The following is an 18,365-nucleotide window of genomic DNA, read 5'->3' as shown; positions in this document are numbered from 1 at the left end:
TTGCCGGTGCGCCGGCGTCGGACGATGAGCTTGTCGCTCGACTTGTTGGGCTTGCGGGTCCGGCCCTCGGGCTTGCCCCACGGGCTCACCGGGTGACGGCCACCGGAGGTCTTGCCCTCGCCGCCGCCATGCGGGTGGTCGACCGGGTTCATCACGACACCACGGACGGTGGGGCGCTTGCCCTTCCACCGCATACGTCCGGCCTTGCCCCAGTTGATGTTGGCCTGCTCGGCATTGCCGACCTCGCCGACGGTGGCGCGGCAGCGCACGTCGACGCGGCGGATTTCGCCGCTGGGCATGCGCAGCGACGCGTAGCTGCCCTCCTTGCCGAGCAACTGGATGCTCGACCCCGCCGAGCGCGCGAGCTTGGCGCCGCCGCCGGGCCTCAGCTCCACGGCGTGCACCAGGGTGCCGGCCGGGATGTTGCGCAGCGGCAGGTTGTTGCCCGGCTTGATGTCGGCGTTGGCGCCCGACTCCACCACGTCGCCCTGCGAGAGTCCAAGTGGGGCAACGATGTAGCGCTTCTCGCCGTCGAGGAAGTGCAGCAACGCGATGTTGGCCGTGCGGTTCGGGTCGTACTCGATGTGCGCGACCTTGGCGTTGACGCCGTCCTTGTCGTTGCGGCGGAAGTCGATCACCCGGTAGGCGCGCTTGTGCCCGCCTCCCTGGTGGCGGGTGGTGATCCGGCCGTGCGCGTTGCGCCCGCCGCGACCGTGCAGCGGGCGCACCAGCGACTTCTCCGGCTCCGAACGGGTGATCTCGGCGAAATCGGACACGCTGGCGCCGCGGCGACCCGGGGTCGTCGGCTTGTACTTACGAATTGCCATGTCTCATCAGGTCTTTCTGTCGCGCTCGGCTAGCTCGGTGCGCCGAAGAGGTCGATCGGCTTGCTGCCCGGCGCCAGGGTGACGATGGCGCGCTTGATGCTCTTGCGCTTGCCGTATCCGGTCCGGGTGCGCTTGCGCTTGCCCTGTCGATTCGCGGTGTTGACCGACGCGACCTTGACGGAAAAGATCTTCTCGACCGCGATTTTGATCTGCGTCTTGTTCGAGTCGGGGTGCACCACGAACGTGTAGACGTTGTCATCGAGGAGCCCGTAGGACTTCTCGGAGATGACCGGCGCCAGGATGATGTCGCGGGGGTCAGCGATGGTCGCCATCAGGCCGAAACCTCCTCGGCAGAACTGGTGTTGGCCGCGATGTAGGCGTTGAGCGCCTCGACGCTGAACACCACGTCGTCGGAGCGCAGCACGTCATAGGTGTTGAGCTGGTCGGGCGCCAGGACGTGCACACCCGGCAGGTTGCGCACGCTTTTGGCACCGGTCTCGTCGGTGCGGCCGATGACGAGCAGCACCTGCCTGCGATCGGTCAGCGTGCCCAGAAACGCCTTGGCGCTCTTGGTGGACGGGGCCTGGCCCGCGACCAACTCGGTGATGGCGTGGATGCGCCCGTTGCGCGCCCGGTCGGACAGCGCCCCACGCAACGCCGCGGCGATCATCTTCTTGGGCGTGCGCTGGCTGTAGTCGCGCGGCTTGGGGCCGTGCACGACGCCGCCACCGGTCCATTGCGGGGCCCGCGTCGAACCCTGCCGCGCACGGCCGGTGCCCTTCTGCCGCCAGGGCTTGCGGCCGCCGCCGCTGACCTCGCCGCGCGTCTTGGTCGAGTGCGTGCCCTGGCGGGCGGCCGCCCGCTGGGCGGTGACCACCTGGTGCATCAGCGCGATATTGGCTTCGACGTCGAACAACTCGGCCGGCAGCTCGATGGAGCCGTCGACCTTGCCGTCGGGCGTCTTGACCTCGATCTTGAGTGCCATTACTTCTCACCTCGTTTGATCGCGCTGCGGACCATCACGAGCCCACCGGTGCGGCCGGGGACCGCACCTTTGATGAGCAGCACGCCGTTCTCGGTATCGACCTTGTGCACCAACAGGTTCTGCACGGTCACCCGGTCGTTGCCCATCCGGCCGGCCATCCGGGTGCCCTTGAACACCCGCGCCGGGGTGGCGCAACCGCCGATGGAACCCGGCCGGCGGTGCACCGCCTGGGCACCGTGGCTGGCGCCCTGACCGCGGAAGCCGTGCCGCTTCATGGTTCCTGCGAAGCCTTTGCCCTTGGAGGTGCCGGTCACGTCGACATAGGTGCCGTCGGCGAAGATCTCGGCCGTCAACTCCTGGCCGACCTCGTATTCGGAGGAGGCGTCCGGGTTGTCCAGACGCAGCTCGGCCAGGTAGCGGCGCGGGTTGACGCCCGCGGCGGCGTACTGGCCGGTCACCGGCTTGTTGACCTTGCGCGGGCTGATCTCGCCGTACGCCAGCTGCACGGCGCTGTAGCCGTCGCGCTCCGGGGTCCGGATGCGGGTCACCACGTTCGGCCCGGCCTTGACCACCGTCACGGGCACGACGCGGTTGTTTTCATCGAATACCTGCGTCATGCCCAGCTTGGTGCCCAGAATGCCTCTTCTTGCCATGGTCCTGAAGCTCCTACTGGATGTTGACGTCGACACTGGCCGGAAGGTCGATGCGCATGAGCGCGTCGACGGTCTTCGGCGTCGGGTCGAGGATGTCGATCAGCCGCTTGTGGGTGCGCATCTCGAAGTGCTCCCGCGAGTCCTTGTACTTGTGCGGAGAGCGGATGACGCAATACACGTTCTTCTCGGTCGGCAGCGGCACCGGACCTACGACGCTGGCACCCGTGCGGACGACGGTCTCGACGATCTTGCGCGCCGATGCGTCAATAGCCTCATGGTCGTAGGCCTTAAGCCTGATGCGGATCTTCTGTCCCGCCACGCTTTCTCCTACCCTCACTCCTCTTGAAGCCCGGTATCCGGGCTTACATCCATGTCTCAGTGCCCCCCGGCGCGCCAATCGGCCGCCCAATCCTGGGCCGGTCGAGCGTCGCGCCGGATACTGCGCCGCTGTTTACCTGTCGTGGTCCACCGGCCCCCGCGGTCGGGTGTGTCACCCTTACGCAGCCTCTTTCGCGGCCGAAATTAGTCGCGTTCCGAGGATGAGACCGGACGCGCCCGTTTGGGCGCTGGTCGTATGCCCGGCCAGGCGCAGAACCTGGCGAAAGGCAACCCGAACAGTATGCCCTAGATCGCGGCTCGGACAAAATTTCGGGGCTGACGTTATTTCGGGGCTGACGTTGCCGCCTCAAGCACCTGCCGATTCGATACTCGCCGCGCTGGCCCGGTGCTGTGCGCGCTGAACGTGCAGGAAACCGTCGACGGCCGCGCGCGCGCACTCGCGGTAGTCGAAGTCGGGGAGGGTGGACAGGCGTCCCAGCACCAGCGGGCCGATCAGCAGGGCGATCGCCCGCGAACGGTCGACCTCGCCCAGTTCGCCGGCGGCCTCGGGGCTGTCGAACACCGCGTCGAACGGCGCGGCGTACTGCTGGGCGATGCGTTCCCGCAACGAGGTGATCGAACAGCTGTCGGCGGCGCGGGCGTCACGCGGTTCTGGCAACCCTTCCAGGTCGGGCCCCAGGGCCAGCCACGACATGGCCGTCAGCAGGGCCGGCGCCTGCGCGACGGCTTCGGCCTGGGCCAGCACCACCGCGACGAGCCGATCCCGCAGTGAGCCCGCGGCCGGTGGCGTCGGCGATGGCGGTATCAGGCTCTTGAAGGCCGCCGCCAGCAAATCATTTCCGCTCGGGAAGTGGCGATACAGGGTCGCCCTCGCTACATTGGCGCTACGGGTGACCGCATCGACCGTCACCGCGCTGGGACCCCCGGAACGCAGAAGCGCGGCAGCGGCTTCGAGCAAGCGGGCCCGGGACCGCGCCGGCCGGGGATCGGTACTTCCGCCGGTGATTGTGACCCACCTCTCCGTTTGGGGCCGGGATTATCGGCTACTTTACAAGACTATTGGTCTCAAAACTTCTACGCCCCCGTTAGGAGGCGCTTTTTATGGTCGAAGCGCTGGTACGGCCTGATCAGCGTACTGACGCGACGGGCATCGGCGGAAACCGACGCGCCCGAATCTGGACACTGGCCGTCGCCTGCATGGGTGTCGGGCTGGTCGTCGCGTCGATGACGGCACTGAACACCGCGTTGGGCGACCTCGCGGTGGCCACCTCGGCGACGCAGTCGCAGCTGAACTGGATCGTCGACGGGTACACGGTGGCCCTGGCGTGCCTGTTGTTGCCCGCCGGGGCGATCGGCGACCGGTACGGCAGGCGGGGTGCGCTGCTGGCCGGTCTGGTGATCTTCGCGCTCGGCTCGGTCGCGCCGGCGATGCTGCACACGCCGCTGCAGATCATCGCGGGACGGGCCGTGGCCGGCGTGGGCGCCGCGTTCGTGATGCCCGCGACGCTGTCGCTGCTCACGGTGGCCTATCCGAAAGAAGACCGCGTCAAGGCCGTCGGGATCTGGGCCGGCACGGCCGGGTCCGGCGCGGTTCTCGGCATGCTCGGATCCGGCCTGCTGCTTGAGTTTTGGGACTGGCACGCGATCTTCTGGTCGTTGGGCGCCGCCGGTTTGGCGATCTTCGCGCTGGCGTGCACGGTGGCGTCGTCGCGCGACAGCACCGCCCCCCGGATCGACAAGCCGGGCGCGCTGCTGATCGGGGCGGCGCTGGCAATCGGGGTCGCGGCGATCCTGGAGGCGCCCAATCGCGGATGGAGCGATCCCCTGGTCTGGGGCGGGCTGGTCGCGGGTGCCATGATCGCCGCGGTGTTCGGTGTCGTCGAACTCCGGCGGCGGCAACCGCTCCTCGACATGCGACTGTTCACCGACCCCAGCTTCGCCACCGGGGTCGCATCGATCGTCGTGTTGTTCGGCGCGACGTTCGGCTTCTTCTATCTGGGCATGCAGTATGTGCAGCAGATCCTGGGCTATTCGCCGCTGATGACGGCGGTCGCGTTCACGCCGTTCATGGTGCCGCTGGCCATCTGCTCGGCGTTGTCGTTCTGGTACGTGCCCAAGCTCGGTCTGCGGCTGGTGATCTTCGTGGGAACGGCTTTGATGGCGGTGGGCTTCGTCAGCATGCGCGTGCTGGACCTGCACACGTCCTACCTGGAATTGGCGTGGCCGACCCTGATCCTGTCCACCGGCATCGGATTCTGTACCGCCCCAACGACGTCGGCCATCATGGGCGCGGTCCCGGACGAGAAGCAGGGCGTGGCCTCGGCGGTGAACGACGCCTCCCGCGAGACGGGCGGGGCGTTGGGCATCGCCGTCGCCGGTTCGATCCTGGCCGGGCACTATTCGCAGGAGGTCGCAGGAAAGCTGGCGCAATTCCCCGCGCCGGTCCGTGGACCGGCGACCGATTCCCTGGCCAAAGCCGTCGAAGTGGCCAACAAGCTCGGGCCGCAGGGGCGGCCGTTGGCCGAGTTGAGCAAAACGGCCTTCGTGACCTCGATGCACGCCTCGACGACCGCGCTGGCCGTGATCGTCGCGGTCGCCGCGGTCCTGATCGGGCTGTGGGCTCCCGGGCCCGACGGGCGGCAGCTAAGCCTGGTGCGCCGAATCGTCTCCGCCAGGGGGTTCTCGCGCGCCGGCGTCGATTCGTCGCGCTGAGCCGCAGTGGATCCGGATTGGCCGCGTCCCCCGAAAGTTCACCTGAAAACGCCTCGGCCACTCCGAGAAGGGCGCTAGCATCCGCAAAGAGCGGAGTCCGTTACGGGGGAGGCGGACGCCGTCGAGGCTACCCGGGGGAGCGGAATGTCCTATCTGATCGCAGCGCCGGCGTATGTGGCGGCCGCCGCAATGGATTTGGCGAACATCGGATCCATGGTCGGCGACGCCAATTCAGCCGCGCTGGGCCCGGTGTCGAGCGTGCTGCCCGCGGGCGCCGACGAGGTGTCGGCGAGCATCGCCAGCCTGTTCGACGCGCACGCCCAGGTCTATCAGGCGCTCAGCGCCGCGGCGCAGGCGTTCCACACCCAGTTCGTGCAGCTGATGAGTTCCGGCGCCGAGCAATACGCCCTCACCGAGGCCGCCAACGCCAGTCCCCTGCAAACCGTCGAGGGCATGGTGAGCGGCAATTCCCCCAGCCAGGCGCTGTCGACCGCGCAACCGCTGATGGGCAGCGCGGCTTCGGCGGGTTCGGCGGCGGCTTCGGTGCCGGCGTCGATGGCGGCCCTGGCGGGTGGTGCGGCGCCGGCGGCCCACGCGGCCCCCGCGGCGGCGGTCGCGCCGGCTCCGGCCGCGCCGGTCGCCATGGCTCCGATCGGCACACCCTTGGCGGCGGCGCCGGCCTTCGCGCCGACGGCCCCGGCGCCCCTGGCCCCGGCCGGTATGCCGGCCGCCGCGGTGCCCGCGGCTTCACCCCTGACCCCCGGGCTCTCCCCGGCGGCGGCACCGGTGCCGGCCGCTCCGGTCGCGGCCGTCGAGGCGGAAACACCGGCATTCTCCCCGGCCACCGCGGCGCAGGCGATGCCGATCACGACGCCGCTCAATGCGGCGCCCGCAGCAACTCCGAACTATTCTCCGGCCACGCCGGCCTACTCCCCGGCAGCGGCCGGATCCCACGAAGAGCAACCGGTGGCGGCGGGCGCGCCGATCGAGACGCAGCCCTACTCAGCCTGATTCACCGAGCGCACGCGGCAGCCGGAATCGTGGGATATCCCTGATTGATGGCCGCTGCGCCACACGCTCAACTCAGTCAACGAACTCCGACGCCCGGTGCCCGAGCATCACGATGGTCGCGTGCGGGCCGCGGCTGGTGATCGCGGGCAGGACGGAACCGTCGATCACCCAAAGGTTTTGGATGCCCAGCACCCGGCAGCGCGGGTCAACGACGGCGCCCATCGGCGCAGTGCCGCAAAGATGTTGAGATGTCGACCACACGGGCGGCCCGACGGATGCTGCCGCACCGGCCAATTCGCGGGCGAGTTCGCTGCCCTCGCGCAGCGCCGCGACGTCGTCGGGTTCGCTGTCGTAGCGGTGCTCGATCCACGGCGGCACGGCCGGATCCGGCGAGACCAGCGTGATACGTCCGCGCGCCCGCGGACGCATCAGCGCCACCCCGATGTGGGGCCAGTCGGGATGCCCCGCGGTGCCGTCGCCGGTCATCGCGACGAATCCGCCGGTGTACGGCCTGATCTCGAGCCCGTCGGCGGTGCTGAGCACCACCTCCAGCACGGGCCGTCCCGGGGCCACGGTCCAATTCGTCGGCAACACCCATTCCGGGTGGTCGCTGCACGACGTGCCCACCGGCAGCGGCGCCACCACCGGGACGCCGGCGGCCCGCAGCATGGCTTCGTCGCCGATGCCGGAGAGCATCAGCAGGTGCGCGGACTGAATTGCGCCGGCGCACAATAGTATCCGGTCGGCGGCGAGCTCCAATGGGCCGTGCGGGCCGATCGCGTCGACGCCGACCGCGGTGGCGCCGGAGAAACGCAGTCGCACCGCCCGGGTCCGCTCCAGCAACGACAGGTTGGGCCGGCCGAGCGCCGGCAGCAGATACGCGGCGCCGGAACCGGTGCGTACACCATCGACGATGTTCAGCGGGACCGCGCCCAGCCCCGAAATCAGTTCCGGCCCAGAATCGTTGAGATCGTCGATCCAGGGAAACCCGGTGCGCTCCGCAGCGGCGATGAAAGTTTCTGTGGCGCCGGTCATTTCGCGCGTCCGTCGCACCGCGATCGGGCCGGTCCTGCCGTGGGCGGGACCGCCGAAATCGAGGTCCGTCTCGATGGCCCGGAAGTGCTCGAGCACCTCGGACCAGGCCCACCCGGGCAGCGGGACGCGGTCGAAGTCGCTCGGCAGCGCCCGGCAGAAGTAGCCCCCGTTGACGGCGCCCGAGCCGCCGACCGTCGCACCGCGCACGATCGGGAGTTTGAGAGCGTGCCGATCGGTGAGCTGGGTCAGGTAACGCCGGGCCACCGGGCTGCCGACCCCGATCGGCAGTTGCAACCCGTTGGCGGTCAAAGCCAGCAAGTCCGGATCGGCGAGCCCGGGGCCCGCCTCGAGGACGGTCACGGTGCGGCCGGGATCGCCGGAAAGCCGTTCGGCGACAACCGATCCAGCGCTGCCGGCGCCGACGATCAGCACGTCGCTGCGCGGGACGGCCGCGGTCAAGGCGATTTCAAGGCCACTATGTGCGGATCTGCGGCTTGAGCGCCCGAACGTTGCGTTCGCGCGCCACCCCCCACCACAGCCCGAGGCCGTAGGCCAGGTCGTCCACGCGCTTGAGCAGCAGGTAGGTCAGCAGCCCGATCGTTTCGGCCTCGTCGCCGGTGGCATCGCGGCGGCGGAGCCAGTCCACCACGCCGTCCATCACGGCGGCCACCAGCACGACCCGTCGGCAGTGCCGCGACAGGACGGCCGCGAGCAACGCCACCGGCCAGTAGTGCCGGCAGACCGCCGACGCCAGTTGCAGCGCCGCCGCCCACAGGCCGCGGGTCGCGATCGTGACAACGTCCCACAGCGAGGTCTCGACGCTGCGCATGGCCCGGGCGATGCGCCGGCCCGTCACCAGCGCGACGACGATCGACGCGAGCTGGCCGAGGCTGGTCCCCAGCGCCACCAGAGTCCAGGCCATCAACGCCCAGCCGGAGATCACCACCGGCGCCGTCTTGTCCGGGTGGCGCACCGACAGCGGGGCGGCCGAGCCGCCATAGAACGCCTTGCGCGCAATCCAGTCCCGCAATTCGGCGCGGTGATCGTGCGCTACCTGCGCGATTGGCTCGTAGCGCAGGCGGGCGCCCGCTTCGATGAGCCGCCAGCACAGGTCGACGTCCTCGCCGGCCTGCAGGGTCTCGTCGAACCCGCGGACGTCGCGGATGGCCGAGCGGCGACAGATGATGGCCGCGCTGGGGACGTAGGACACCGTGCTGTGGGGTAGCACCGGGGCCTCGCGCTCCCCCAGGTCCAGCGACGAGTGCAGCGCCTCGTAGCGCGCCACCACGTTCTCGCTGTGCGACAAACCGACGATGCGCGGCGCGACCAGGGCGACGGTGGGATCGCAGAAGTGACCGAGCAAGGCTTCCAGCCAACCCCGGCGCGGCGTCACGTCGGAGTCCAGGAACGCGACGAAGTCTGTGGTGCAGGCGGCGAGCCCGGTGTTGCGCGCCGCAGCCGGGCCCTTGCTGTAGGAGTGGCGCAACACCTCGACATCGCAGTGCGCGCCGATGAAGTCTTCGGGCTCGATCGGCGGGAACGAGCCGTCGTCGACCACCACGACGCGCAGTCCACGCAGTGAGCTCACCAAGCGCCGCACGCCGGAAACGTTGTCGCGCACCGGGATTACCACGGTCACGTCGCGGTGCGACGGGCCGCCCGCGGGCCGGGGGTGGGCCACCGTGGCGTCCAGCAGGGTGCGGGCCAACTGCGCGCTGACGTCGTCGCGGACCTTCAGCCGGCCGTCGGACAGCATGCTCTGGGCGGCCGGAGCCAACTTCAGCAGTCGCGTCGGTGAGCCGCCCAGCAGCGCCGAACCGTCGCCGAGCACCCGCACGCGGCGATCGACCTGGACGGCGAATCCGTCCGGCAACCGGGTGGCGGTCATGTCAGCATCCCGTCGGGCCCGGGTGACCACCGGGCGACTCGACGGACACACTCGTCGACCATCTCCGCGAAGATGCGCTTGCCCTCGGCGGCGGTCGCGGTCGTCGGGTCCCCCAGCACCCCGACCGGGCTGACCGCCGCGACTCCCCCGCGACGCAACGAGGGGAGCAAGTCGGGCAATGGCGCCGGGTTGCCGGCGAGCCACCGGTCGGTCAGCACCTCGGCCGGCGAGACATGGAGCAACACGGATGTTTCGGTATGGCCGGCGTGGGCGTCCCCGCCCGCGGCGACGCACGGGCACCAACCGACGTCCCGGCCTTCGCCGCGCAGCCGCGCGACCGCCCCGTTCAACGCGCCGATGTTGCCGCCGTGGCCGTTGACAAAGACCAGGCGCGGGGCCCAGCGGGCGGCTGACCTGCCGTACTCCACCAGGAGCGACGTCAGGGCTTCGGTGCCGATGGAGATGGTGCCGGCGAAGTCCTGGTGCTCGCCGCTGGCGCCGTAGGCGATGGCCGGCGCCACCAGCCAGCCTTGCTCCAGCCGCGCCCGGGCCCCACGGGCGACCGCGGCCGCGATGCGGGTGTCGGTGTCCAACGGCAGGTGCGGACCATGTTGTTCGGTCGACCCCAGCGGGACCATTATTGGCGGCGAGGTGCTTAATAGCTGGCTTGACGTCGCCGTTGCTAATTCGCCGAGTGCGGGCACTGGCTGATGGTAGGACGAATTCACCTGGCGTGCACCAATTGTTGACCCTCCAAAAAATTTTTTTTCTGGGTAGTTCACCGAGCGGCCGAAATCGATGGCTCGTGCGTCACGGTTACCTCGCGAACACCACAATTTTCGGGTCGATGATTGAGATCAGATCAAATCTGGATCAAATCCTGGCAATTTTGCCCAAAATGGCCCGGCTATGGGCGAGGCACTCCGAGCGCCAGGGCGAAGCCCGCCGGCACCAGGATGTCGTCCGGGCTGAGGTCGTGGACCGACGAGTGCCCGAGGCCCATAAGCGCCGAGTCGATGCCGCCGCGCAAGATGTCGAGGACGTTTTCCACCCCCGCCTGCCCGGCCGCGGCCAGGCCCCACAGGTACGCGCGGCCGATCATCACACCGCGCGCGCCCAGGGCCACCGCCTTGACGACGTCGCCGCCGCGGCGGATGCCGCCGTCGAGCAGCACCTCGATCTGGTCGCCGACCGCCGCGGCCACCGCGGGCAGGGCGCGGATCGACGCCGGCGTGCCGTCCAGGTTGTTCCCACCGTGGTTCGATACCGAGATCGCCGAAACACCAGCGTCCACAGCCCTTTTGGCGTCATCGACGCGCATCACGCCCTTGAGCATGAAGGGTCCGCCCCACATCTCGCGCAGCCAGGCGATGTCCTCCCAGGTCGGCGGCGGAGTGCCCATCCACTCCCCGTACGCGGCGAAGAACGCCGGGCCGGGCTCGCCGCGGCGGCCCTGGTTGGGCACCCGCAGGTCCGGCGGGCGCAGCGTCTTGCCGTACTTCCACAACCAGCGGGGCTTGAAGACCGCCTCCGGGGACTGCCGCAGGATGGTCCGCAGGTTCATCTCCTCGGGAATCTTCGGGCTACCCCAGTCACGCCCGTGGGAGAACGACCAGTCGGTGGTGACGATCAATCCGACCGCTCCGGCCCGGCGCGCGCGCTCCACCCGCTCGGCGATCGCGTCGCGGCCGCCCAGCCAGTAGACCTGGAAGAACACCTTGGGGTTTGCGGCGATGACCTCCTCGATCGGCTTGCTGGCGAAGGAGGACAGCCCCATCGCCGTTCCCCGCGCCGCCGCCGCCCGCGCGACGGCGACCTCGCCGTCCGGATCGACCGCCTGGACGCCGGTGGGGGAGATCAGCACCGGCATCGAGATATCTTGTCCCATCACGGTGGTCGATTGGTCGCGCTTTTGCGGCGCGCCGACGACGTGGGGCGCAAATCCGAGTTCACTGAACGCCTCGACGTTGTTCGAGACGGTGATTCCCTTTTCACTGCCCGCGACCAGCGCCGAATAAACCGATTTCGGTAGCCGCCGCTTCGCGCGCTGCTGGGCGATGGCCACCGTTTCGAACCATTGGTCGGCCATGGTCACAGGGGGCTTTCGTTGCAGAGCCGCGCCGGTGGCCGCGACAGTGTCAGGGGTATCGGCCCGGTCGTCTTCCGGGAGTGGTCGGCGCGCGGCCGCGGCTTGTGGCGCTCGCGGGCCAGCGCCGGCGCGCCGTGGCCCTGGACGCACTCGGGGTCCGGCCCGTCCATCGGCAGCCCGGTGAAGAACTTGGCCGCCATGCAGCCGCCCCGGCAGGCGTCGTAGTGCCCGCAGCTGCCGCAGGCGCCCGCCGACTGCGGTTCGCGCAGCTCACGAAACAGCGGCGCCTCCTTCCAGACCGTGCCAAATCCCCCGTCGGACAGGACGTTTCCCGCCAGGAACCGGTCGTGGATGGCAAACGGGCAGGCGTACACGTCGCCCACGGGGTCGATCAGGCACACCACCCGGCCGGCCCCGCACATGTTCAGGCCGGCCAGGGCGCCGGAGGAGCCGAGCGGCGCCAGGTGAAAGAAGGAGTCGCCGGTGAGCACCCGCTCCCCGTTGGCGACCAGCCAGGCGTAGAGCTGAACCTGCTGGGCGGCGGTGGGGTGCAGGTCTTCCCACACGTCGGCTCCCCTACCCGACGGGCGGAGCCGGGTGATCCGCAGCGTGGCACCGTAACGGCTTGCCAGCGCGGCGAATTCGTCGAGCTGGTCCACGTTGTGCCGGGTCACGACGACGGAGATCTTCGCATCGCGAAAGCCCGCGGCGGCCAGATTCTCCAGCGCGCGCACCGCCATCGCGAACGAGCCGGCGCCGCGGACGGCGTCGTTGACCACGGCGGTGGCGCCGTCGAGCGAGATCTGGACGTCGACGTAGTCGCTGGCGGCCAACCGCGCGGCGACCCCCGGGGTGATCCGGACGCCGTTGGTCGAGAATTTCACGCCGACGTGGTGCGCGGTCGCGTAGTCGACCAGCTCCCAAAAGTCCGGGCGCACCGTGGGTTCCCCGCCGCCGATGTTGACGTAGAACACCTGCATGCTTTCCAGCTCGTCGATGATGTCCATGCACTGGCGGGTAGACAGCTCCCGCGGATCGCGTTTGCCCGACGACGAAAGGCAGTGCACGCAAGCCAGATTGCATGCGTACGTCAGCTCCCACGTCAGGCAGATGGGCGCGTCCAGCCCGCGCTCGAACTGCTCGATCAGCCGCGGTACGGGAGAAGTTGCAGCCGTCATTCACCCCTCCTGGGGTATCAACATCTTGGAATCGGCCAACACGCCCAGCGCGTGCAGGTAGGGCCCGTGCCCGGGGTCGTCCACGCCCGCCGCCCGGCAGGCGGAGCGGACGTCGGGATGGTCGGCCAGCGACCGGACCACCGTGAGGATGGTGCGGTTCTTCAGGAAGGACAGCTTGCGGGTGCCGAAGTGGTAGAGCAGCGCGCCGAACGGCTCGGGACGAACCGCCACTTGCGGATGCAAACGCCAGCCGCGATCGGGGTCGAACACGCGGGTCAGTAGACCCCGCACATCCCGTCGATCGACACCTCTTCCACCAGGGTCTCGGTGACGAGTTCGGTCGCGGTCTCGGTTTCGTGATCCATGTAGATTTCCTCCAGTAGGGCTCGACAACGACAGATCGTTCTGGCCACAATATGGCATCGAGTGCCGCAATGGAAGGGCGGGTCTGATGACGCCGCAGTCGCGGGTGGGCCGGCGCCGCTCGACGACACCCGGGCACATCACCGACGTCGCCCTCGAGCTGTTCGCCGCACGAGGGTTCGCCGAGGTGAGCGTCGACGACGTCGCGCAGGCGGCCGGCATCGCCCGCCGCACGCTCTTTCGCTATTACGCGTCCAAGAACGCCATCCTGTGGGGGGATTTCGGCGCCCACCTCGAGCACCTGCAGGAGCTGCTCGACACGGTCGACCCGCAAGTCCATTTGGGCGAGGCGCTGCGTGCGGCGCTGTTGGCGTTCAACACCTTTGACGAATGCGAGACCGTCCGGCACCGCCAACGCATGCGGATCATCCTGGAAACCGCCGAACTGCAGGCCTATTCGATGACGATGTACGCCGGCTGGCGCGAGGTGATGGCTGGCTTCGTGGCCCACCGGTTGGGCGTCAAGACAACCGACCCGCTGCCGCAGACCGTCGCCTGGACGATGCTCGGGGTGGCGCTGAGCGCCTACGAGCACTGGCTGAGCGACGAGTCCGTCCCGCTGCCCGTCGCGCTCGGCAACGCGTTCGACGTCGTCGGCGCCGGGCTGGAAAGTCTGGGCCGATGAACGCCGGCACCGACCACCTGCTGCACATGCTGCGATCGCAGGGGCGGTTCTGCGCGGGCTCCGGCTCCCCGATGTACGGGGAGCTCTTCGAGCTGGTGGCCGGCGACGTCGAGGCGCGCGGCGTCTTCGCGGCGATCCTGTCCGGTCACGAGGACGACCCCTCGCGCCTCGCGGTGCCGCTTCGGCTGCTCGGCGGGCTGCACCGGTTGGTGCTCGACGGCCGGGCGCAGGAGTTGCGGCGCTGGTATCCCAGCACCGGCGGCGCGTGGGACGCGCACGAGGCCTGGCCCGAGATTCTGAAAACCACCGACCGCCATGCCGACTTCCTGCGCGCGGCGCTGCACCAACCGCCGCAGACCAACGAGGTGGGCCGCTCCGCCGCGCTGATCGGTGGGCTGCTGCGGCTGAACCGCGAATATGGCTTGCCGGTAAGGCTTTTCGAGATCGGCTCGAGCGCGGGGCTGAACATGCGGGCCGACCACTACCACTATCGGTACGACGGCGGCCGGTGGGGACCGGCCGGCTCGCCGGTGACCATCCACGACGCGTGGCACGGCGCCCTGCCGCCCGGCGGCACCGTCTCGATCGTCGAGCGCAACGGCTTCGACATCGCACCCATCGACGTCACCGGCGCCGACGGGGAGATGACCGTGCTGAGCTACGTCTGGCCCGACCAGGACGCCCGGTTGGACCGGCTGCGCGGCGCCATCGCGGTCGCCCGGAACGTTCCGGCGGGGCTCGAGCGCCGCACGGCGGCCGACGCGGTGGCCCGCATGAGCCTCGCCGACGGCGCGCTGACCGTGCTGTGGCACTCGATCACCTGGCAGTACCTGTCCGACGACGAACGCGCCGCGGTCCGCGACGGCGTCGAGGCGCTGGGGGCGCGGGCCGGCGCCGGCACATTGTTCGCCCACCTCACCCTCGAGCCCGCGCGTGACGGGCCCGGCGGGCCGATCAGGTTCTTGGTGCGGGCCCGCCGCTGGCCGGGTGGCAAACTGGCGATCCTCGGCGAATGCCATCCGCACGGCCCGCCGGTGAATTGGCACTAATTCTGCGACCCCGTCGGAGTTCGGCCCGCCGCGGCGACGATAGGGGTGTGAGCGCCGAAGCGGAGCACCAATCCGACGCTCGACGCGCGCTGCTCGCGCTGTACGACGAGGCCTTGCCCGCGGTGTACGGGTATTTCGTGGTGACGGCTGGCAGGTGGTGGGAACCCATCCGATGGCCGGTGCCGCCGGGGGCAGCGCCGACCCGACGACGGTGCCGATGTGGACCGTGACCGACATCGTCGCGGCCGTCGCCCGCGTCCGCGAAGCCGGGGGCACGGTGCTGTCCGGGCCGGCCCGGCAGCCGTACGGGGTGACCGCCGAATGCGCCGACGATCAGTGCGGCCGCTTCTATCTCGGCGAGTTCTAGGGGTTGGCGATCCGAATCGGCGCCCCGTCCAGCCACGCGACCACGGCCTCGATGGTGTCTTCGTAGAAGGCGCTGAGCATTTCCCGCGTGACGTACCCCAGGTGGGGGGACAGCGTCACGTTCGCCAACGCGCGCAACGGATGGCCGGGCGGGAGCGGTTCGGCGTCGTAGACGTCCAGCCCGGCCCCGGCGATGCGCCCGCTCCGCAGCGCGTCGATCAGCGCGGCCTCGTCCACGATCGGGCCGCGGGAGGTGTTGATCAGGTACGCGTGCGGCTTCATCAGGGCCAGTTCCGAACGGCCGACCAGACCCCGGGTGCGCTCGGCGAGCACCAGGTGGATGGAGACCACGTCGGATTGCGAGAACAGCGCCGCCTTCTCGACCCGGCGGGCGCCGGCCGCCGCCGCGGCCTCCTCGGTGAGGTTCTGGCTCCACGCAATGGCCTGCATGCCAAACGCATTCGCGTATCCGGCCATGCGCTTGCCGGTCCGGCCCAGGCCGAGCAGCCCGATCGTCTTGCCGGACAACGTCATACCGGTGGTGGTCTGCCATCCCCCGGCGCGCATGCTCCGATGCTCTTCGGCCAGGTTGCGCACCGTCGCGAGCATCAACCCCCAGGCCAGTTCCGGGGTGGCGTCGCGGACAGACCTGAATCGCGGACTGGCGAAGTCCGAGTGGGCGACCAGCACGCCGCGCTCGCTGGCCGCCGCCATGTCCAGGTTCGGCAGGCTCCTGCCGACGATGGTGATCAACTTGAGGTTCGGCAGCCGCTCGATGAGCGTACGCGGCAGCGCCATCCGCTCGCGCATTGTGCAGATCACGTCGAAGGGCCGCAGCGCCTGCACCGCTTCCGCCTCGGACAGGTGCCGGCCGAAAACGGTTACCTCGGAACGCGTGTGCACCGGCGACCAGTCGGCGAGGTCGAGGGCCACGCCCGCATAGTCGTCGAGTATCGCCACCTTGGGCATGACGAGGTCAGCCCAGCACCTCGGCGATGGGGGTGGCGGCGGCGATCTTGGCGCGGACCTTCATGACCTTGCCCGGCATCCCGCCGCCGACCACGCCGACCAGCACCCCGTCGCGCTCGTAATAGGCCAGGAACTTGCGCCCGTCGTCCTCCACGAGGTGGACGGTATCGGTGGCCTCCGGCTCGCCCAGGCACTGGATCTTGACGTCGTATTGGTCGCTCCAGAAATAGGGCACGACCGCGTTGGTGGGCACGTCCTGCCCGAGCATCGCCGGCACCACCACGCGGGCCTGATCGGCGACGTTGCTCCAATGTTCCACGCGCACTTGGTGTCCCGTCGCATGGCGCCAGGATGCGACGTCACCCAGCGCCCACACGTGCGGCGCGCTGGTGCGGCCGGCTTCGTCGCAGATGATGCCGCCATCGACACTGTCGACTTCGATGCCGCTGCCCTCCAGCCACTGGGTCGCCGGGCGCGATCCGATGCCTACCACCACCAGGTCGGCGGCCAGTTCGGTGCCGTCGGTCAGCACCACCGTGTCGACGTGGCCCCGGCCGCGCACCTCGGCAACGCTGACGCCCAGCCGCATGTCGACACCTTCGTCGCGGTGCAGCCGCGCCACCAGCCCGCCGATCTGCTCGCCGAGCACCGCGGCCAGCGGCGTCGGCTGCGGCTCGACCAGGACCACGTCCACCCCGAGGCTGCGCATGCTGGCCGCCACCTCGCAGCCGATGAAACCGGCGCCGACGACGACGGCGCGCTGCGCCGCGGACGCGTGCTCGCGCAACGCCATGCTCTCGTCGAATGAGCGCAGCACCCGGACGCCCTCCAGGTCTCCGAACGCCGGAATGCGCCGCGGCACCAGGCCGGTCGCGATGACGAGCTCGTCGTAGCCGAGCACGGTTCCGTCGGCCAGCGTGATCGTTCGCCCGGCGGTGTCGAGACCGCTGGCCGCCGCACCGAGTCGCAGGGTGATGTCCTTCTCGTCGTACCACTCGCGCGGCTTGAGGGCCACGTCGTCGACCTCTTTGCGCAGCACCTCCTTGGACAGCGGCGGGCGGTCGTACGGCAGGTGCACCTCGTCGCTGACGATCGTGATGCGGCCGGTGTATTCGGACCGGCGCAGTTGCTCCGCGGTCCGGGCCCCGGCGAGCCCGCCGCCCACGATCACGATGCCATTTTCGGTCACGTGGTGTTCATACACGATCGCGAATCAGTACTTCAAGGCGCCCTTGTCCACCGGAATCTGGGTGCCCGATAGTGCGCCCGAGCCGTCGCCAGCCAACCAGACGACGACGTCGGAAACCTCGTCGGCCGTCATGAAACCCTTGTACTGCATAGGCATTGGCGGGAAGCTGTGCACGTACCGGGGATGTTTGGCAAAGATGTCCATCATCGCCTCGGGTTCGATCATCGGGGTGTCGACCGAGTAGGGGTGGATGGAGTTGACCCGGATGTCGTATTCGCCGAGCTCGATCGCCAGCGTGTTGGTCAGCGCGGTGAGCCCGAACTTGCTGGCCGCGTAATGACCGTTGCCCGGCGTCGCTTTCAGGCCCGCCGACGAGCTGACGACGACGATCGACCCGCCGTTGCCGGCCTCGATCATCGCGGGGATCGCGGCGCGCAGGGTGCGCCACGTGCCGGTCAGGTTGATCCCGATCACGGTGTCCCACTGCTCGTCGGTGAGCTCCCAAACCCGGCCCCAGCCCAGCACACCCGCGTTGGCCACCAGGACGTCGAGCCGGCCGAATTGTTCGACGCCGTCGGCCACCAGTTGCCGCAGCGCGGCGTCGTCGCGGATGTCGACCTCGCGGGCCAGCACCTTGCGGCCCTCGGCCTCGACCAGCCGGACGGTCTCGTTGAGGTCCTCGGGGGTGGCCGGCGGGTAGCTCAGGGTGTCGGACGCCCGCGCGCAGATGTCGAGCGCGATGATGTCGGCGCCCTCGCGCGCAAGCCGCACCGCGTGCGACCGCCCCTGCGCCCGGGCCGCGCCGGTAATGAATGCCACCCGTCCCTGCAGTGCTCCGGCCACGCAGCAAGGCTAGCAGCGGAACTGGAACGTGTTCTAACTAACCCGCGGGTTCAGATTTCGGAGATGATCTGGGCCCGCCGGCTGCTGTACTCCTGGTCGCTCAGCACGCCGCTGGCGCGCAGCGTCTCCAGCTCCTGAAGCCGCTGGGCGATCGACGGTTGCGGCGGCGTCGCGACCGGTGCCG

21 protein-coding genes and 3 pseudogenes are annotated in these 18,365 nt (G+C 69.6%); 7 read left to right on the top strand and 17 right to left on the bottom strand.

The window, feature by feature from the left end; all coding sequences use genetic code 11:
- The 5 genes from rplB to rpsJ form a co-directional block, all read right to left on the bottom strand.
- Positions 1–827, bottom strand: an 827-nt coding sequence (rplB, locus tag VMD50_RS26255) for a 50S ribosomal protein L2 (RefSeq protein WP_325432271.1), incomplete at its 3' end; no start/stop codon positions are given.
- Between the two features lie 29 nt (positions 828–856).
- Positions 857–1,159, bottom strand: a complete 303-nt coding sequence (rplW, locus tag VMD50_RS26250) for a 50S ribosomal protein L23 (RefSeq protein ID WP_325432269.1) — start codon at positions 1,157–1,159, stop codon at positions 857–859.
- Positions 1,159–1,812 (bottom strand): 50S ribosomal protein L4, encoded by a 654-nt coding sequence (gene rplD / locus VMD50_RS26245; RefSeq protein ID WP_325432267.1) that lies wholly within the window; start codon positions 1,810–1,812, stop codon positions 1,159–1,161. The genes rplW and rplD overlap by 1 nt, the downstream gene beginning before the upstream one ends.
- Positions 1,812–2,465, bottom strand: a complete 654-nt coding sequence (gene rplC / locus VMD50_RS26240; protein WP_325432265.1) for a 50S ribosomal protein L3 — start codon at positions 2,463–2,465, stop codon at positions 1,812–1,814. Before rplC ends, rplD begins: the two co-directional genes overlap by 1 nt.
- A gap of 13 nt (positions 2,466–2,478) precedes the next feature.
- Positions 2,479–2,784: a 30S ribosomal protein S10 gene (gene rpsJ / locus VMD50_RS26235; RefSeq protein WP_003873519.1), complete on the bottom strand. Its 306-nt coding sequence runs from the start codon at positions 2,782–2,784 to the stop codon at positions 2,479–2,481.
- Positions 2,785–2,835: 51 nt separating this feature from the next.
- Between rpsJ and VMD50_RS29940 the strand changes: the two are divergent.
- A pseudogene (locus VMD50_RS29940) lies at positions 2,836–3,090 on the top strand (hypothetical protein); the annotation flags it as partial.
- Positions 3,091–3,150: 60 nt separating this feature from the next.
- Here VMD50_RS29940 and VMD50_RS26230 read toward each other — a convergent pair.
- On the bottom strand, positions 3,151–3,762 hold the full coding sequence (locus VMD50_RS26230; protein ID WP_325432262.1) for a TetR/AcrR family transcriptional regulator: 612 nt from the start codon (positions 3,760–3,762) through the stop codon (positions 3,151–3,153).
- Positions 3,763–4,001: 239 nt separating this feature from the next.
- Between VMD50_RS26230 and VMD50_RS26225 the strand changes: the two genes are divergently transcribed.
- Together VMD50_RS26225 and VMD50_RS26220 are read left to right on the top strand one after the other, a co-directional pair.
- On the top strand, positions 4,002–5,516 hold the full coding sequence (locus VMD50_RS26225) for an MFS transporter (RefSeq protein WP_325432260.1): 1,515 nt from the start codon (positions 4,002–4,004) through the stop codon (positions 5,514–5,516).
- 144 nt (positions 5,517–5,660) lie between these two features.
- Positions 5,661–6,527, top strand: coding sequence for a PE family protein (locus tag VMD50_RS26220; RefSeq protein ID WP_325432258.1), 867 nt, complete (start codon positions 5,661–5,663; stop codon positions 6,525–6,527).
- A 72-nt stretch (positions 6,528–6,599) separates the two neighbouring features.
- Here the strand turns inward: VMD50_RS26220 and mftG are convergent, their stop codons facing one another.
- From mftG to mftA, 7 genes are all read right to left on the bottom strand, one after another.
- The gene (gene mftG, locus VMD50_RS26215) at positions 6,600–8,021 is read right to left on the bottom strand and encodes a mycofactocin dehydrogenase MftG (protein ID WP_325432256.1); all 1,422 of its coding nucleotides are present in this window, start codon (positions 8,019–8,021) and stop codon (positions 6,600–6,602) included.
- 16 nt (positions 8,022–8,037) lie between these two features.
- Positions 8,038–9,450, bottom strand: coding sequence for a mycofactocin biosynthesis glycosyltransferase MftF (gene mftF, locus VMD50_RS26210; RefSeq protein WP_325432254.1), 1,413 nt, complete (start codon positions 9,448–9,450; stop codon positions 8,038–8,040).
- Positions 9,447–10,178, bottom strand: a complete 732-nt coding sequence (gene mftE, locus VMD50_RS26205; RefSeq protein WP_325432252.1) for a mycofactocin biosynthesis peptidyl-dipeptidase MftE — start codon at positions 10,176–10,178, stop codon at positions 9,447–9,449. Before mftE ends, mftF begins: the two co-directional genes overlap by 4 nt.
- A 179-nt stretch (positions 10,179–10,357) precedes the next feature.
- Positions 10,358–11,539, bottom strand: a complete 1,182-nt coding sequence (gene mftD / locus VMD50_RS26200) for a pre-mycofactocin synthase MftD (protein WP_325432250.1) — start codon at positions 11,537–11,539, stop codon at positions 10,358–10,360.
- Between the two features lie 2 nt (positions 11,540–11,541).
- Complete coding sequence (gene mftC, locus VMD50_RS26195; protein WP_325432248.1) at positions 11,542–12,717, bottom strand: mycofactocin radical SAM maturase; 1,176 nt, start codon at positions 12,715–12,717, stop codon at positions 11,542–11,544.
- On the bottom strand, positions 12,718–13,008 hold the full coding sequence (gene mftB, locus VMD50_RS26190) for a mycofactocin biosynthesis chaperone MftB (RefSeq protein WP_325432246.1): 291 nt from the start codon (positions 13,006–13,008) through the stop codon (positions 12,718–12,720).
- Positions 12,993–13,082 carry a mycofactocin precursor MftA gene (gene mftA / locus VMD50_RS26185; RefSeq protein ID WP_066907308.1) on the bottom strand — a complete coding sequence of 30 codons (90 nt, stop codon included), beginning with the start codon at positions 13,080–13,082 and terminating at the stop codon, positions 12,993–12,995. The genes mftB and mftA overlap by 16 nt, the downstream gene beginning before the upstream one ends.
- A gap of 86 nt (positions 13,083–13,168) precedes the next feature.
- Between mftA and mftR the strand changes: the two genes are divergently transcribed.
- The 4 genes and pseudogenes from mftR to VMD50_RS26165 all read left to right on the top strand — a co-directional run.
- Positions 13,169–13,765 carry a mycofactocin system transcriptional regulator gene (gene mftR / locus VMD50_RS26180; RefSeq protein WP_325432242.1) on the top strand — a complete coding sequence of 199 codons (597 nt, stop codon included), beginning with the start codon at positions 13,169–13,171 and terminating at the stop codon, positions 13,763–13,765.
- Positions 13,762–14,814, top strand: coding sequence for a DUF2332 domain-containing protein (locus tag VMD50_RS26175; RefSeq protein ID WP_325432240.1), 1,053 nt, complete (start codon positions 13,762–13,764; stop codon positions 14,812–14,814). Before mftR ends, VMD50_RS26175 begins: the two co-directional genes overlap by 4 nt.
- Before the next feature lie 47 nt (positions 14,815–14,861).
- Positions 14,862–14,966: pseudogene (locus VMD50_RS26170) on the top strand (RNA polymerase subunit sigma-24); the annotation flags it as partial.
- Positions 14,957–15,181, top strand: a pseudogene (locus VMD50_RS26165) (VOC family protein); the annotation flags it as partial. The pseudogenes VMD50_RS26170 and VMD50_RS26165, both read left to right, overlap by 10 nt.
- Here VMD50_RS26165 and VMD50_RS26160 read toward each other — a convergent pair.
- The 4 genes from VMD50_RS26160 to VMD50_RS26145 form a co-directional block, all read right to left on the bottom strand.
- Positions 15,178–16,149, bottom strand: a complete 972-nt coding sequence (locus VMD50_RS26160) for a D-2-hydroxyacid dehydrogenase family protein (protein WP_325432238.1) — start codon at positions 16,147–16,149, stop codon at positions 15,178–15,180. The pseudogene VMD50_RS26165 and the gene VMD50_RS26160 sit on opposite strands and share 4 nt — an antisense overlap.
- Before the next feature lie 7 nt (positions 16,150–16,156).
- The gene (locus VMD50_RS26155) at positions 16,157–17,338 is read right to left on the bottom strand and encodes an NAD(P)/FAD-dependent oxidoreductase (protein ID WP_325432236.1); all 1,182 of its coding nucleotides are present in this window, start codon (positions 17,336–17,338) and stop codon (positions 16,157–16,159) included.
- A 24-nt stretch (positions 17,339–17,362) separates the two neighbouring features.
- Entirely contained in the window at positions 17,363–18,181 is an 819-nt protein-coding gene (locus tag VMD50_RS26150; protein ID WP_325432234.1) for a mycofactocin-coupled SDR family oxidoreductase, read from the bottom strand.
- Between the two features lie 50 nt (positions 18,182–18,231).
- A partial coding sequence (locus VMD50_RS26145; RefSeq protein WP_325432273.1) for an SHOCT domain-containing protein occupies positions 18,232–18,365 on the bottom strand: 134 nt, incomplete at its 5' end.

The organism is Mycobacterium sp., from assembly GCF_035506235.1.
Classification (GTDB): Bacteria; Actinomycetota; Actinomycetes; order Mycobacteriales; family Mycobacteriaceae; genus Mycobacterium.
The sequence above is the reverse complement of the archived record's forward strand: the minus strand, read 5'-3'. Positions and strand labels throughout refer to the sequence as shown.

Excerpts from the sequence above, each read along its gene's own strand:
- VMD50_RS26225 (WP_325432260.1), top strand. The coding sequence starts at position 4,002 with ATGGGTGTCGGGCTGGTCGTCGCGTCGATGACGGCACTGAACACCGCG.
- mftC (WP_325432248.1), bottom strand. The coding sequence starts at position 12,717 with ATGACGGCTGCAACTTCTCCCGTACCGCGGCTGATCGAGCAGTTCGAG.
- VMD50_RS26160 (WP_325432238.1), bottom strand. The coding sequence starts at position 16,149 with ATGCCCAAGGTGGCGATACTCGACGACTATGCGGGCGTGGCCCTCGAC.
- rplD (WP_325432267.1), bottom strand. The coding sequence starts at position 1,812 with ATGGCACTCAAGATCGAGGTCAAGACGCCCGACGGCAAGGTCGACGGC.
- rplC (WP_325432265.1), bottom strand. The coding sequence starts at position 2,465 with ATGGCAAGAAGAGGCATTCTGGGCACCAAGCTGGGCATGACGCAGGTA.
- rplW (WP_325432269.1), bottom strand. The coding sequence starts at position 1,159 with ATGGCGACCATCGCTGACCCCCGCGACATCATCCTGGCGCCGGTCATC.
- VMD50_RS26175 (WP_325432240.1), top strand. The coding sequence starts at position 13,762 with ATGAACGCCGGCACCGACCACCTGCTGCACATGCTGCGATCGCAGGGG.
- mftD (WP_325432250.1), bottom strand. The coding sequence starts at position 11,539 with ATGGCCGACCAATGGTTCGAAACGGTGGCCATCGCCCAGCAGCGCGCG.
- VMD50_RS26220 (WP_325432258.1), top strand. The coding sequence starts at position 5,661 with ATGTCCTATCTGATCGCAGCGCCGGCGTATGTGGCGGCCGCCGCAATG.
- mftR (WP_325432242.1), top strand. The coding sequence starts at position 13,169 with ATGACGCCGCAGTCGCGGGTGGGCCGGCGCCGCTCGACGACACCCGGG.
- mftA (WP_066907308.1), bottom strand. The coding sequence starts at position 13,082 with ATGGATCACGAAACCGAGACCGCGACCGAACTCGTCACCGAGACCCTG.
- mftF (WP_325432254.1), bottom strand. The coding sequence starts at position 9,450 with ATGACCGCCACCCGGTTGCCGGACGGATTCGCCGTCCAGGTCGATCGC.